This window comes from Methylocystis rosea SV97 (assembly GCF_000372845.1).
GTDB lineage: Bacteria > Pseudomonadota > Alphaproteobacteria > Rhizobiales > Beijerinckiaceae > Methylocystis > Methylocystis rosea.
In genome coordinates this window covers 2,964,535-2,979,275 of record NZ_KB889963.1, presented here as the reverse complement: position 1 = coordinate 2,979,275, position 14,741 = coordinate 2,964,535, and the positions used below count along the sequence as shown (strand labels likewise).

15 protein-coding genes are annotated in these 14,741 nt (G+C 65.3%); 12 read left to right on the top strand and 3 right to left on the bottom strand.

Going from position 1 to position 14,741, the window contains the following annotated elements:
* Positions 1-6: 6 nt before the first annotated feature.
* Positions 7-882 (bottom strand): DUF937 domain-containing protein, encoded by an 876-nt coding sequence (locus A3OO_RS0115735; protein WP_018408800.1) that lies wholly within the window; start codon positions 880-882, stop codon positions 7-9.
* A gap of 297 nt (positions 883-1,179) precedes the next feature.
* Between A3OO_RS0115735 and ispH the strand changes: the two genes are divergently transcribed.
* The 11 genes from ispH (at position 1,180) to A3OO_RS0115665 (ending at position 11,134) form a co-directional block, all read left to right on the top strand.
* Entirely contained in the window at positions 1,180-2,148 is a 969-nt protein-coding gene (gene ispH, locus A3OO_RS0115725; RefSeq protein ID WP_018408798.1) for a 4-hydroxy-3-methylbut-2-enyl diphosphate reductase, read from the top strand.
* 29 nt (positions 2,149-2,177) lie between these two features.
* Positions 2,178-3,143, top strand: coding sequence for a homoserine kinase (gene thrB, locus A3OO_RS0115720; RefSeq protein ID WP_018408797.1), 966 nt, complete (start codon positions 2,178-2,180; stop codon positions 3,141-3,143).
* Positions 3,140-3,616, top strand: coding sequence for a ribonuclease HI (rnhA, locus tag A3OO_RS0115715; protein ID WP_018408796.1), 477 nt, complete (start codon positions 3,140-3,142; stop codon positions 3,614-3,616). The genes thrB and rnhA overlap by 4 nt, the downstream gene beginning before the upstream one ends.
* A 192-nt stretch (positions 3,617-3,808) precedes the next feature.
* Complete coding sequence (locus A3OO_RS0115705) at positions 3,809-5,560, top strand: OmpA family protein (protein ID WP_245257176.1); 1,752 nt, start codon at positions 3,809-3,811, stop codon at positions 5,558-5,560.
* A gap of 21 nt (positions 5,561-5,581) precedes the next feature.
* A complete protein-coding gene (locus tag A3OO_RS0115700; RefSeq protein ID WP_018408794.1) occupies positions 5,582-6,370 on the top strand; it encodes a hypothetical protein in 789 nt (262 codons plus the stop codon).
* Between the two features lie 28 nt (positions 6,371-6,398).
* Positions 6,399-7,178 (top strand): pentapeptide repeat-containing protein, encoded by a 780-nt coding sequence (locus tag A3OO_RS0115695; protein WP_018408793.1) that lies wholly within the window; start codon positions 6,399-6,401, stop codon positions 7,176-7,178.
* Complete coding sequence (locus A3OO_RS0115690; protein WP_018408792.1) at positions 7,175-8,098, top strand: ROK family protein; 924 nt, start codon at positions 7,175-7,177, stop codon at positions 8,096-8,098. The genes A3OO_RS0115695 and A3OO_RS0115690 overlap by 4 nt, the downstream gene beginning before the upstream one ends.
* Before the next feature lie 129 nt (positions 8,099-8,227).
* On the top strand, positions 8,228-9,031 hold the full coding sequence (locus A3OO_RS0115680; protein WP_026223043.1) for an NAD kinase: 804 nt from the start codon (positions 8,228-8,230) through the stop codon (positions 9,029-9,031).
* A gap of 5 nt (positions 9,032-9,036) precedes the next feature.
* Entirely contained in the window at positions 9,037-9,336 is a 300-nt protein-coding gene (locus A3OO_RS0115675) for a (2Fe-2S) ferredoxin domain-containing protein (protein WP_018408789.1), read from the top strand.
* Positions 9,337-9,413: 77 nt separating this feature from the next.
* The gene (locus A3OO_RS0115670; protein ID WP_018408788.1) at positions 9,414-10,130 is read left to right on the top strand and encodes an aldolase/citrate lyase family protein; all 717 of its coding nucleotides are present in this window, start codon (positions 9,414-9,416) and stop codon (positions 10,128-10,130) included.
* 8 nt (positions 10,131-10,138) lie between these two features.
* The gene (locus A3OO_RS0115665) at positions 10,139-11,134 is read left to right on the top strand and encodes a hypothetical protein (protein ID WP_018408787.1); all 996 of its coding nucleotides are present in this window, start codon (positions 10,139-10,141) and stop codon (positions 11,132-11,134) included.
* Between the two features lie 55 nt (positions 11,135-11,189).
* On the opposite strand, the gene A3OO_RS0115660 is transcribed toward A3OO_RS0115665, so the two are convergent.
* The gene (locus tag A3OO_RS0115660; protein ID WP_026223041.1) at positions 11,190-12,827 is read right to left on the bottom strand and encodes an outer membrane beta-barrel protein; all 1,638 of its coding nucleotides are present in this window, start codon (positions 12,825-12,827) and stop codon (positions 11,190-11,192) included.
* Between the two features lie 61 nt (positions 12,828-12,888).
* Positions 12,889-13,182 (bottom strand): hypothetical protein, encoded by a 294-nt coding sequence (locus A3OO_RS23660; RefSeq protein ID WP_156824839.1) that lies wholly within the window; start codon positions 13,180-13,182, stop codon positions 12,889-12,891.
* On the opposite strand from A3OO_RS23660, the gene A3OO_RS0115655 reads away from it, so the two are divergent.
* A complete protein-coding gene (locus A3OO_RS0115655; protein WP_018408785.1) occupies positions 13,181-14,734 on the top strand; it encodes an FAD-dependent oxidoreductase in 1,554 nt (517 codons plus the stop codon). The genes A3OO_RS23660 and A3OO_RS0115655 overlap by 2 nt on opposite strands.
* The last annotated feature ends 7 nt before the right edge of the window (positions 14,735-14,741 follow it).

The following is a 14,741-nucleotide window of genomic DNA, read 5'->3' as shown; positions in this document are numbered from 1 at the left end:
AGCCTCTTAGCGCTTGCCGAACATCTGGCCGAGAATGCTTTCGAAGTCCGAGCGCGCGCCGGTGTTTTCGCCGCCGCCGCCGCGTCCGATCTGCAGCGTCTTCTTGATCTCTTCAATCGCCTGCTGAATGGACGCCTGATCCATGTCCTCGGGCAGTCCTTGAGAGTGCCCAGCGCCTCGGTCGAGGTCAAGCGGGCCGCCCCGGCCCCGGCCGCCGGCGTCATTTGTGAGTCCGCCATAAGAATCCGGCGTGGTGCGGCGGCCGCCGCCGAGCAGGGAGCCCAGGATCGATCCCAAGAGGCCGCCCAGCAGGCCGCCGCCGCCTGTTGCGCCGCCTCGGGGCGTCGGCATCGGCGCGGGTTCGGGCTGCGGCGTGCGCGCGCCGCCGCCGAGCATCTGCTCCAAAATGGAGCCGAGCGCGCCTGAACTGACGAGCTGGCCGAGAACGCCGCCGAGGCCCCGGTTGCTCACATTTTTGAATAATCCGCCGATGAGCACCGAGACGAGCACCGGAAGCAGTTGCGAGAGAATGTCCGGACGCAGCCCCGACTCGCGAGAGGCGACCTGAACGACGCGCCCGGCAGCCGCCGGAGAGCCGAAGAGATCGGCGAGCAGCTGTCGCGACTGGGCCAGAGAGTCCACGTCCTGCGCGGCGCTGGGGTCTTCGAAGGCGGCCGCGCGCAGCGGGGACGCGATATCGCCCAAAACCTTTTCGAACAGCGCCGGCTGTTCGGCGGCGTTGCTCAGGCCGACTTCGAGCGCGGGAGCGAGGGCTTTGATGGCGCGGTCCATCTGTTCGTCGGAGAGGCCGTAGCGCTGAGCCAGATTGGAGACCAACTGGCCGCCTTGCGCGGACTGCAAAATCTCGTCGAGATAGGACATGCGCGCAGCTCCGTTCACGCGAGCCCGGACGCCGAGCCCGCCGTCATGGTGTCACAGTCCGGCGGTCGCGCCAATCGACTGCGGAGCAGGAAACTTGTTGCGGCGCACCGCCGTCAGCAACGCATTGTCCGCGTTCGCCGATGGGTCTCCCGCAGCAGATCCGCGCTGCGCCGGCGGCTTGACACCGTCGCACATGCGCGACATTGCTTGCCGGCATTCAGCCGGGTGATCCGGATGGCCGCGTTTGGCGCTTGAGCGGCTCGCCGCCTCGCGCCGCCTCTGCCAAAAGGCGCGAAGATGAACGTTCACCCCCGGCCGACCAAGCCGCCGCTTAAGATACTGCTTTGCTCGCCGCGCGGATTTTGCGCCGGCGTCGTGCGCGCAATCGACGCCGTCGAGCGGGCGCTGGCCAAGTTTGGGCCACCCGTTTATGTGCGCCATGAGATCGTTCACAATCGCTACGTCGTCGAATCGCTTAAGGCGAAGGGCGCGGTTTTCGTCGAGGAGCTCGACGAAATTCCGAACACGAACGCGCCGGTGATCTTCTCGGCGCATGGGGTCGCCAAAGCGGTTTCGGCCGCAGCGGCCGGACGCGGGCTCCTCGCCATCGACGCGACCTGCCCACTCGTCACCAAAGTGCATCGAGAGGCGGAAATTCACTGGCGGCGCGGCCGCCGGGTGTTGCTCGTTGGACATTCCGGCCATCCTGAGGTCGTGGGCACCATGGGACAGCTGCCGGAAGGGGCGGTGGTGCTGGTCGAATCCGTGGAGGACATTGGGCGGCTCAAACTCGATGACGAAACGAATCTGGCTTATGTGACGCAAACGACGCTCTCGCTCGACGACTCCCAGGAGATCGTCAGCGCGCTGATGCGGCGCTTTCCAAAAATCATTGGCCCGCACAAGGAAGACATCTGCTATGCGACGACGAACCGCCAGGCTGCGGTGAAGGAGGTCGCCCCGCATGTCGAGGCCGTGATCGTGGTTGGCTCGCCCAACTCGTCGAACTCGCAGCGGCTGCGCGAGGTGGCCGAGCGCGCCGGGGCGCCGGCGCAACTCGTGCAGGGCCGGGGCGAGATCGACTGGGAGATTTTTGGCAGGATATCGTCGCTCGGCATTACGGCCGGCGCGTCCGCGCCCGAAGTTCTGGTTGAAGAAATCATGGACGCATTCGCCGAACGCTACGACATTGTCGTCGAGACCATCTCCAGCGCCGACGAGAACGTGTCCTTCCCTCTGCCCAAGGAGCTGCGGGCGATCGCCTGAGGGCGGCCCGCAGTGAACGGTCGGCGCCCATGGCCGTCTACACGCAGGTTGACGACGAGGAGCTGATCGCTTTCCTCGCGACATATGATCTCGGGCCGCTGCTCTCCTGCAAAGGCATCGCCGAGGGGGTCGAAAACTCCAACTACTATCTCCACACCGGCGCCGGCAGCTTCATCCTCACGCTTTACGAAAAGCGCGTCGCTGAAGCCGATTTGCCATTCTTCCTGAACCTCATGGAACATCTCGCGGCGCGGGGCGTGACCTGCCCGCTGCCGGTAAAGAACCGCGCCGGGCTTGCGCTGGGGCGCCTCGCCGGCCGACCTGCGGTCATCGTCACTTTTCTGGACGGCTATTCGATCCACCATCCCGAAACCGCGCACTGCGCCGCGCTCGGCGCGACTCTCGCGCAACTGCACCTCGCCGGCGCCGATTTCGCGCAGCGGCGCCGCAACGCGCTTTCTATCGAGGGATGGCGGCCGCTTTTTTCGACGTGCGCATCGCGTGCGGAAGAGGTCGCGACGGGATTGCGCGCGCTCGTCGACGCGGAACTCGATCATCTGGAGCGCAACTGGCCGCGAGATTTGCCGAGCGGCGTCATTCACGCCGATCTCTTCCCCGACAATGTTTTCTTTCTCGGCGAGCGCATCTCGGGGCTGATCGACTTTTACTTCGCCTGCACCGACGCCTACGCATATGACCTGGCGATTTGCCTGAACGCCTGGTGCTTTGACGCCGAGCTTCGCTATCAACCGGACAAGGGCTTCGCGCTGCTCGACGCCTACCGGCGGCTCCGGCCGCTTTCAACCGCCGAGATCGCGGCCTTTCCGACGCTCGCTCGCGGCGCCGCGCTGCGTTTTCTGCTCACCCGCTACGTCGACTGGCTCAATGTGCCGGCAGGCGCGCTGGTGCGTCCCAAGGATCCGCGCGAATATCTCGCCAAGCTTCGATTTCACCAATCCGCCCCTGACGTGCGCGTCTATGGCCTCGGCTCATGACGCGCGGCGTCGAGATCTGGACGGATGGCGCCTGCTCGGGAAATCCGGGGCCGGGCGGCTGGGGCGCGATTCTCCGCTTTGGCGATCGCGAAAAAGAGATCAACGGCGGCGAGCCGCTCACCACCAATAATCGCATGGAGCTGATGGCGGCGATCATGGCGCTTGAGACTCTGACTCGTGCTTGCGCGGTGGATCTCCATACCGATTCGCAATATTTGCGCAGCGGAGTCACCTCATGGATCGCCGGCTGGAAAGCGCGCGGCTGGCGCACCGCCGACCGAAAGCCGGTTAAGAACGTCGATCTGTGGCAAAGGCTGGAAGCGGCGGCGGAGCGGCATGACGTCGGTTGGCATTGGGTCAAAGGCCATTCGGGCCATGACATGAACGAGCGCGCCGACGAATTGGCGCGCGCCGGCATGGCGCCTTTTCTCCCCGGCAGGCCGCCTGCAAGCGCACGCTTTTCATCAAAGTAGCCTTGTCGAAGAGCGGGCGAATCCTATTTCAGAGTCGACCAGGACTCTTCTTCGCCTTTGGGGAGCGCGGCGCAGCCGCGTTCCCCATTTTTGTTTGCCATCATATTGACACGTCGCCGCGCAAAAGGACCATGTGCGGTTGAGTTAAGCGCGTCTTTGCTGATTCTCTCTTCGATGGGGGGCAAGACGTCGATGCACCTTCCCAAAAAATGGTGGATTGGACTGCCGGTCCTTTTTGGACTGGCCTATTTTGCGCAGAGCGCGCTGACGCCTCGTATTGAGGACGATCTGCGCGCTGCGATCTTGTTGCGAGTCGCACAGTCGCCTGACGCGATCGACAGGCCGGAGGTCCGCGTCGCGGGCCGTGACGTCGTCCTTGCCGGCATTTCGCTGTCGCCTGACGTGAAAACTCAGCTTTTGACGGCGCTGGGTGTTGAAACGCCGGCGCGGCGCATGATCGATGCGACGCAGCCTCTCTCGCGCGCGACGCCCTTCGTCCTGCGACTCGAACGCCGCGGCGGCAAGGCCACAATCTCGGGCAACGTCCCGCCGACGGGCGCGCGCGAAAGGCTGCGCGCAGAGATCGCCGCCCTAGGGCTAGAAGTGTCGGACTCCGCCGCCTACGCCGACGGCGCGCCGCAATCCTTCCCCGAACTCGCGTCCTTCGCCGTGCGCCGCCTCGCCGAACTCGATCCCGCATCGACGACGATGACCGACGCGACTCTGGCTGTTTCCGGCGAAGCGCGCAGCGCGGCCGATTACGACAAGGCGCTCGCCGCGCTCAAGGCGTCGCCGTTCGGCGCGAGCGCGGTAAAGGTCGACGTGTCGCCGCCGCGTGTTTCTCCCTACGTGTTTTCAGCGGCGGCGCGCGACGGTGTCATCAGTCTCTCCGGCCATTTGCCGAGCAACGATCTGCGCAAACAGGTCGTCGCGATGGCGGCCTCCGTGGGCGCCGGCGCCGCGGTCAGCGATGCGATTCAGCTCGGCGCCGGCGCGCCGGCCGGAGACTTCGCCGGCGCGCTTGCATTCGCGGTCGGTGAACTCGGCAAGTTGTCGCAAGGCAAAGTCGCGGTATCCGATGGCAAGATCATCATCGAAGGGCAGGGGCGCCAGAACATATTGGGCGAGACGATCCGGGCCGACGCCAAAGCGCGGTTGCCTTCAGGATTTGAGATTGCGCGGCTCGACGTCATGGCGGGTCCGATGACGCCGTATGTTTTCAGCGCCCAGCGCGCCGGCGGAGACGTTACGCTCACTGGCTACGCGCCAGATGAGGCCGTCCGTAATCGCCTCGTCGAAACCGCGCGCAGGAATTTCTTCGACGCGAAAGTCGTCGATCGGCTCGTCATCGCGAAAGGGGCGCCGCAGAACTTCGCGGAAGCGACGAATCATTCGCTTGCCGCGTTGGCGCGGCTCGACGAAGGCAAGCTTGCGATCAGCGATTCGAATATCTCGCTCGCGGGCGTCGCGCGTCATCAGAGCGCGCGCGCCGAGATTGCGGCGAGCTTCGCCGATGCGCTTCCGCAGAGTTTCCGTGGCGAGGCGCAGCTGTCGACCCGCATCGTCGGCTCGCCGCTTGTTGCAAGCCAATGTGGCGCGGCGCTCTCCGAGCTTCTCGCCAAATCGCCAATCGTCTTTGCGTCCGACGATTCGGCGATCGCCGCGGAATCCGCGCCTCTCATCGATGCGATCGCCGCGACGGCGCTGCGCTGCCAGGGCGCTGCTCTCGAAATCGCGGCGCACACCGACAACATCGGCATCGCCGAAGTGAATCTGGGGCGCAGCAAGCGTCGCGCGCAGGCGGTCGTCGAACGCTTGGCGAAGGCCGGAGTCGACCCGTTCAGAATAAGCGCCGTCGGCTATGGCGGCGAGCGCCCAATCGCTTCCAATGACACTGACGAAAATCGCGCGCGCAATCGCCGCGTCGAAATCGTCGTCAAGTAGCGCCAGAGAAGGAGACGGCAGATGTCCTACTTGCTGACGCTTGGCTGGCCTTGGTTCGCCGCCGCCTGCGGGCTTGGCACGCTTGCCGGCTATGTGACGACCTCGCCGGCGAAGGACGCCCCTGCGGCGCCCGGCTGGAACGTTATCGCGATCGCCGTGACGCTCGGCGCGGGCGCAGCCACCTCATGGCTGGGGCTCCTTGACGGGCGCGCGGCGCTGACGATGGATGTGTTGCTGATCGCGGCGCTCGCTTATCTCGTCGGTCTGCCGGTTGGCGGCGCGCTCAAGACGACCCAGGCCGCGCCCGCTTACGCCGCGAAGCGGCCGATCGTTGTATTGCGCGGCGCGACGCGCGACGATTACGAATCGACTGTCGCGCCGTCGCCCGAACCGCAAGATGAGCAAGATGAGATCGTTACGACTGCGCAGCTAGAGACGGCGACGAGCGTTGAGCCGGCGCTAGAGGCGGCGGCTTCCGCCGCCAAGGCGCTGAATGAAAAAGCCGCGCAAATGCGCGCGCCGAGCGCCAAGATGGCGCCGGGCGCTCCGCCTGCCGCGCTTCCCGCGCCACGCAACGGCGCGGCGGACGATCTCGCAAAAATCAAGGGCGTCGGACCAAAGAGCGTCGAGAAGCTGCACGCGCTCGGCGTTTTCCATTATGATCAGATCGCCGGCTGGAGCGTCGACAACATCAAATGGATCGAGGCGTCCATCGGCGCGGCGGGGCGGGTGAAGCGCAATGGGTGGGTCGAGCAGGCGCAGGCGCTGAGCGCCGGCGCTTCGGCTGATCGCAACGCCGACGCGGCGTAAGCGCCGGCAGAAGGAAGAGTTCGTGCGTATGCGTCTGAGCTTCATCTTCGTCTGCGTCGCGTCATTGTCCGCTCAAGACCTCCGCGCGCAGGATATGCTGCAAGGCGTCGATCTTGCGCAGCCGGCTTATTCCAAGGCTGAATTGACGCGCGCCGACGTCGAAACGGCGCTGCTGCATCGCGAGAGCGGACATAAGATCGATCTTTCGGAAAAAAGCCTCAACGGCCTCGATCTTTCCGGCCTCGATCTGCACGGCGTTGATTTTCACGCGGCCCGCATGAACAAGACGTCGCTCGCCGGCGCGCGGCTCGACGACGCGATTCTCGATCAGGCCTGGCTGATCGAAGCCGACCTCACCGGCGCATCGCTGAAGGGGGCGCACGCCTTCGCTTCGCAGATGCAGCGTATAAAGGCCGACGGCGCAGACTTCGCGCATGCGCGTCTCGCCGGCGATCTGACCGGCGCATCGGCGCGCGGCGCCAATTTCAGCGAGGCGGATCTCTCCGCCGACATGAAGAACCAGTCGATGGGATTGATGCGCGCGGTGCTGCGCTCGGCCGTGCTCGAAGGCGCGCGTTTTCACAAGGCAAATCTCGCGAGCGCCGATCTGCGCTTCGCGCGCGCCGCGGGCGCGGATTTTTCCGAGGCGAATCTGAAGGGCGCCGACGCCGCTGGCGCGGATTTGACTGGCGCAAACTGGATCGGCGCCAGGACTGACGGTCTCGATCTCGATTCCGCGCAGATCGACGCCGCCGCCGGGGCCGCGCTCGCAGGCGCGCAGAACCTCGATCGCGCCCGCGTGAAATGACGCGCGACGTTATCCGCATCGGCGTTGATCTCGGCGGCACCAAAATCGAGGCGATCGCGCTCGACGCCGCCGGCGAGACGCTGGCGCGTCGCCGCGTCGCGACGCCGGCGGACGATTATGCGGCGATCATCGACGCCGTCGCGACTCTCGTGCGCGATATCGAGTCGAATGTCGGGCGGCGCGGCGTCGTGGGCGTCGGCGCACCCGGCGCGATCTCGACGCATACCGGCCTCGTGAAAAATTCCAACACGGTCGTCGTCAACGGCAAGCCGCTCGACGTCGATCTCGCGCGGGCGCTCGGACGCCCGGTGCGGGTCGCCAATGACGCCAATTGCTTCGCGCTGTCGGAGGCGATCGACGGCGCCGGCCGCGGCGCCGGCGTAGTGTTCGGCGTCATTCTTGGCACCGGCGTCGGCGGCGGCGTCATCGTCAATGGCAAGATTCTCGAGGGGCGCAATAGCGTCGCCGGCGAATGGGGCCATACGCCGCTGCCGTGGATGACTCCGGAGGAATATCCCGGGAGCCCCTGCTTTTGCGGGCACAGCGGCTGCGTCGAGACGTTTCTTTGCGGCGCCGGCCTGTCGCGCGACTATGAAAAGCGCTCCGGCGCGCGCCGACTCGCGAGTGATATCGCCGCGCTGGCGGAAGCCGGCGAGCCCGCCGCGCGCGCAAGCCTCGACTGCTATCAGGATCGTCTGGCGCGGGCGCTGGCGGTGGTCGTCGATCTCATCGATCCTGACGTCATCGTGCTCGGCGGCGGACTTTCCAACATCTCGCGCCTCTATGAGGGACTGGCCGCGCGCGTGGGGGAGAACGCCGTCACCGACGCTTTCGATACGAAAATCCTGCCGAACTCGCATGGCGACTCGGGCGGCGTGCGCGGCGCCGCATGGCTATGGGGCGCCGGCGAGGCCGAATGAGCTGGACATATTGAGGCCGCCGGAGCGGGGCTCGCACGGAGCTTGCGCCGGCGCCGTTCCCTCCGGGCTCGCGCCGGTGTATGCGGAAGGCATCGCGGCGGCTGCGGCGAGCGTGAGAGGGAGTTTGCGATGGGCGCCGCCGGAGATCAGCAGAATCACGGGAAGAAACCGTGCGCCCATTTGGCTTTTCTCGCGTCGGGCGCGCCGGAGGCGGAGGACTCGCGCCAGCGCCTGATTGAAAAATACGGCGACTGCCCGCCTGAGGAGGCCGATTGCATCGTCGCGCTCGGGGGCGACGGACTTATGCTTCGCACGCTGCATCGGTTCATGGACGCCGGCAAGCCGATCTACGGCATGAATCGCGGCTCCGTCGGCTTTCTGATGAACCAGTATCGCGAGACGGGGCTGCGCAAGCGCATCGCCGAGGCCAAGCCTTCGATCATTCACCCCTTGCTGATGCATGCCGTCAATGTGCGCGGCGACGAGTTCTCGGCGCACGCCATCAATGAGGTGTCGCTGTTGCGCCAGACCTCGCAGATCGCCAAGCTGCGCATTCTGGTCAACGGCCAGGAGCGGCTGCCGGAGCTCGTCACCGACGGCGTGCTGGTGTCGACGCCCGCGGGCTCGACCGCCTACAATCTTTCCGCCAATGGTCCGATCCTGCCGCTCGATGCGCCGCTGATGGCCTTGACGCCGATCTCCGCTTTCCGCCCGCGCCGCTGGCATGGCGCTCTGCTGCCCGATCTCGCCAAGGTGCGGATCGAGGTCCTCGAAGCGGCGAAGCGGCCGGTCTCCGTCGTCGCCGATCATGACGAATTCCGCGACCTTGCTTATGTGGACGTTGTGATGGACCACGCCACCAGTCTGGTCCTTCTCCACGACGCCGGCCATTCGCTGGAAGAGCGAATTTTGCGCGAGCAGTTCGGATACTAAACCCAATGACTGAATCAGCGATCAAGCCCTTCCGCCGCCACGTCTTCGTATGCGTCAACGCACGCGACGGCCGATCCGCCTGCGAGGACCACGGCGCAAAGGAGGCCCTGGCCAAGGTGAAGGAAGCGCTCAAGGCGCTGCCCTTCGCCAAACGCGACGGCGTGCGTCTGTCGCAGTCGGGCTGCCTCGGCCAGTGCGAGCACGGCCCCGTCGCGGTCGTCTATCCTGGCAGGAAATGGATCAGCTATTCGTCGGTCGACGAGCTGATCCGCTTCGTGCTGGAGGAGATCGAGGCCCCGGACTGATCAGCGGCCCCGCTGAGCGTGCTAAAAGGGATCGGAGGTCTCCCGAGAAAAGCCACTCAGCTCGCATGCGCTCCTGTTTGATCATTGAGTCCGACGCCAGCGATGAGGATGTCGCGGCGGCGCTCGTTTGCGGCGCCGATGCGATTTTGTTGCGGATTGGCCCCTGCGCGGAGGACGCGGCGCGACGCAGCGCCCGCGCGCGCGCCTGCGCGCTGATCAACGAGCGGCGAGGCAAGAGCGCGGCGCCGAATCTCTTCGTGGAAGTCGCCCCTCTCGAGAACGAACTCATCGAGGCCGACCTCGACGCGCTGTTCGGCCCGGGACCGGAGGGCATCTTTCTGCCATCCTGCGCCGGCGCCGCGAGCCTGCAGCGCATGTCGGTGAAGCTCGCCGTGCGCGAGGCGCAAGCCGGCCTCGCCGACGGCGCGACCAGGATCGGCGCTTTCGCCGGGGGCGATCCCGCCGCGGCGTTGGCGTTGCGTTCCCTCGCCGGCGCGTCGCCGCGTCTTGCGGCCCTGGCCTTCGACGAAGCCGGGCTGCGCGCGGCGCTGGGGCTTGCCGAGGGTAGCGGCGCCGCCGTCCAAATGGCGCGCGGGGCTCTCGTACTCGCGGCGGCCTCGGCCGGCGTTCCGGCGCTCGCTGCGCACGTCCCAACGGGGGAAAATGAGGCCTATGCGGCGGCGCGCCGCGACGGTTTTCAGGGGGCGATGGCGCTATTTCCCGGAGAGATCGCGGCCATCCACGAGGTCTTCCCGGCGGGCGAGAATCGACAAAGACCGCAATCCTCGGCATAGACAGGTCGATGAAAAAAGTCCGATTGGACGCGCTTGGCCGAGCCGCCGCGGCGGCGCTCGCCGGCGCAGCGCTTCTCCCCGAACCGGCGCAAGCGCAGCAACAGCCCCCGCGCCGTCCTCATCCGCCGCATAGCGCCGGCGAAGCGGCCGGACCTGCGGCGCCGCCGACCGAAAGACGAGCAGCGCTGAGGCTGAGCGCGACGCTTGCAGCCAATGACCAGCAGCAGGTCCACTCGGGCCTCGTCTGGCGTGTCTTTGAGGAGAGCGCCCAGCCGGACGGATCGCACAAGCTCGTTGCGCAGTCGGAAGAGGCGACCCCGACGCTGCCGCTGCCGGACGGCTCCTATATCGTCCACGCCGCCTATGGGCTTGCCGGCGTCACGCGCCGCGTCGCCATAGAGGGCGGCAATGTTTCCGAGCGGATCGTTCTGAACGCCGGCGGGCTGAAGCTCATCGATAAGCTGGGCGACGCGCAAATTCCCGCGCAGCGGCTTTCAATTTCGATCTATGTGCCGGAACGCGGCAATTCCGAAGCGAAGCTCATTCTCGCCAACGCCAACTCCGATCAAGTGATCTGCCTCCCCGAAGGCGCCTATCACGTCGTGTCCACTTTGCTCGACACGGGGCAGGGCGCTCAGGGCGGGACGAACCAGACTAACTCCGTGGTTACGGCGGATTTGAAGATCCCGGCCGGAAAGCTGATCGAGGCGACCCTGCGCCATCGCGCGGCGACCATGACCTTGAAGCTCGTCAAGCAGCCGGGTGGCGAGGCGCTCGCCAATACGAGCTTTTCGGTGCTCACGCCGGGCGGCGACGTCATCCGCGAGATGATCGGCGCTTTCCCTTCGCTCGTTTTGGCCGAAGGCGAATATGTCGCCATCGCGCGCCACGAGGGCAAAACATATCAGGGAACTTTCCGCGTGCAGTCGACCAAGGACTCGGACGTCGAAATTCTCATGCGCGATCAGCCGCGCACTCACGCAAACGACGAACCTCCACAATAAAAAAGCCGCCCGGCGGACCGGGCGGCTTGCTTCGGATGCTCTTGAAAAGAGCGTTTTAGAGGAGCGTGAAGGGAACGATCACGTCCATATTGAACATGCCCTGGTTTGAGCTCAGGCCGTTGCGGCTGAAGAACGGCGTGGTGCCATTGACGGTCGTGTCCCAACGCAGCTCCGGCCGGATGATCAGGCCGGTGACGAATGGCATCTTTGGCAGCTCCGGGGTGATCGTCATACCGAGAGTGAAGGCGAGATAGCTCGTGCCGGAATAGACCGGCCTGTTCGCATAAAGGCCCGTTCCCAGGTTCTGGCTGATGCAGGACGGACACCAGAAGCCGTGCGCCAGATTGACCGCGTCGTAATAGCCCGGATATGCGCTGACGAAGAAGTTGTTGTTGTCGCGATAGAATTCGGCGCGCCCGTTGAGCTTGAAGATATCGTTGATCTTATAGGAGAAATATTGCGCGATGCCGAAGGCGCGCGCGCCCATCGGATAGGCCGGCGCCGTGCCCCAGAAGGCGCCATTGCCGCCCAAGCCGCCGACGATGGCGTTGGCCGCGCCCCAAGCCTTTTGCGGCAGGCCGAACGAGCTATTGTTCCAGCCGCTTTCCAGCATGAAGCTGATGTCGGTGATGAACGTCAGATTCTCGGTCGCCTTCCAGGTCGTCGTGAGGTTGTTGAACGAACGGATCGCCGTGTTGACGTCGCAGGCGCAGAGGCCAGGGGCGCCGAAGCCGCCCTGGTTGACCGGCCAGCCCGCCGTCAGGACGTTTGGCCAACCGGTCGCTGTGAAGGGGAAGCCGTTGGCGAAACCGACGGGCCAGCCCACGCCGAGCGGATCGGTCTGCCTCTGGTTCTCGGGACCGGTATGGGTGATCGCCATAATGGTCAGATTGCCGTCGAGCAGGTTGAAGCCGAAGCCGCCGTGGAAGGACGCAGCGGCGTTGTTGTCCCCAGGCCACCCGAGGCTCGTGTTCACGCCGCTGGTCACGCCCGTATAAACGTCGAGCCAGGGCTTGACGTGGGTGGTGACCATCGCGCCGGTGTGAATAAACGGACCGAAGTTGAAGATGTAGGAGTGGCTGTAGAACAGATTGTCTTTCGCCGGGATCACTTCCGCGCCGTTGTAGGTGGCGAACATGCCCACCTTGAGGTCGACGCCGCCTTCGCTGATCGGGCTAATCCATGGAAAATGCGCCTGGACATTGGCCTCGATCGGTCCGATCTGCGTGCGCGAGGCGATCGCATAATCGAGAACGCCGAGGTAGTGGTTGTAGCGCATGTCCTCGCCGATCATGCCCTGAAACTTGAAGCCGAAGTCATAGCCTTCGGCCTTCGGATCGAGCGGACGCTGCACGGTCAGGAGGGCGCCGTTGAACGTCGGCCAGTTGGCGCGGTCCGTGTAGAGGTGGCCCCAGTTCAGCTTGTTGAACGGCTGATTGAAGTTGAGCGCGATGCCGCCTTCGACGTAGCCGTCGATGGTCAGCGTGTCGAGCCATCCCGGCGTCGGCGCCACGGCCGGACCCTTGACGATCCGGCCTTTTTTGACGGGCTTGGCCGCAGACGGAGGCGCGGGTTGATTCTCTTCGATGAGAGTCGGGTCGACCTCCATCAATTTCGACTGAGCATAAGCAGCGCTCGTGACGCTGGTTGCTAGCGAGAGTGCAGCGACGGTCGAAAGATAGGGCCACTTCATAGCTGGGAACTCCGTCTGGGAGGCGAGATCTGATTGATATCACTCGCGAGCGGAGTTCCGTTCAAGCCCAACGTCCGCGCACCTGCTTAATTGTTAAGCAAAAAACGCCATGACGAATAATTGTTCTAATTGGTGTGGCGGCAATGTCACAATTTTTGATGGTTCCAAGGCGGCCGATGCTGATTTCAGAGCGCCTCTCATCGTTAAAAAGGTGACAAATGTTCGTTTCTTGACGAATCACGATCGCTTCCATCCAGATCGAGGCTTGCCTCTCTTCAAGCGCCGCCCTCTTTAGTAAGCGTGGCAATAGGCGGGCGCGCAGGGCGCGACGGCGCGGAACAGGAGAGAGCGACATGAAGGAAGAGGGGCGCAATCAACCCGAGGGCCCCGACTTCACGCAGGGTGTCGCTCCCGCCGAGATTTCCGAAGGTCGCCCGTTGCTTGGTCATGTGGCCGGCGAGGACGCCGTGATGGCGCGACAGGGGGACGAGTTCTTCGTGATCGGCGCTCATTGCACGCATTATCATGGGCCCCTGGCCGAGGGCCTCGTGATCGGCGGCTCGATCCGGTGCCCCTGGCACCATGCCTGTTTCAGCCTGCGCAGCGGCCGCGCGTTGCGCGCGCCCGCCTTTGATCCGCTGCCGCGGTGGCGGGTCGAGCAGGCCGATGGAAAGGTGTTTGCGCGCGAAAGGCTGCCGGACCCCGCGCGCCCGGAGCGTAAGGGCGCGGCCGAGCCGCGCGGCGTCGTCATCGTCGGCGGCGGCGCGGCGGGCTTCGCCGCTGCGCAGATGCTCAGGGCGGAGGGTTATGACGGCATTCTGGAGCTGATCAGCGCCGATGAGGCCGAGCCCTACGATCGGCCCAATCTCTCGAAGGACTATTTGGCCGGAACCGCGCAGGCGGACTGGCTGCCGTTGCGCGACCCAGCCTGGTACCGAGACAACGGAGTCCAACTGCGTCTGGGGCAGCGCGTCGAGTCGCTCGATCCGGCGGGCAAGCGGCTGACGCTCGCTGACGGGGCGGCGCTGTCTTACGACGCGTTGCTGCTCTCGACGGGCGCTTTTCCCGTAAAGCTGCCGACACCGGGAGCCGAACGGAGCCACGTTCATTATCTGCGCTCGCTCGCCGACGCTGACCGCCTCATTGCGGCCTGCGCCGGGGTCCGCCGCGTGGCCGTGATCGGCGCGAGCTTCATCGGCCTTGAGGTGGCGGCGTCGCTGCGCGCTCGCGGTCTCGACGTGCGCGTGATTGCGCCCGAGGAGATACCGATGGCGCGCATTCTCGGCCCCGAAATCGGCGCGCATGTGAGAAAGCTCCACGAGAGCCACGGCGTCATCTTCCACCTCGGGGACACGGCGACGGAAATCGGCGAACGCACGCTCAAATTGAAAAGCGGCACAACCTTGGACGCCGATCTCGTGGTCATCGGCGTCGGCGTGAAGCCGGATCTCTCGCTCGCCCAATCCGCCGGGCTCGCGGTGGACCGCGGCGTGCTCGTCGACGAATATCTGCAGACGAGCGCGCCCGATATTTACGCCGCAGGCGACATCGCCAGCTGGCCCGACAAAATCACGGGCGAGCGGATTCGCGTCGAACATTGGGTGGTCGCGGAGCGTCAGGGCCAAACAGCCGCGCGCAACATTCTTGGTCGCAAGGAAAAGTTCGACGCCGCGCCCTTCTTCTGGAGCCAGCATTACGACCAGGCGATTTCCTATATCGGAAACGCCGCGTCGTGGGACCGGCTGGAGATGTCAGGCGATCCGGCCGCCGCCGACTGCGCCGTTTCCTACTTCAAGGGCGACAGGCTGCTGGCCGTCGCGACGATCGGTCGCGACCTCGACAATCTGCGCGCCGAAGTCGCTTTTGAAGCGCGCATCGGCGCCCAGCCGCCGGAATCGATCGAATAGGGTTCGA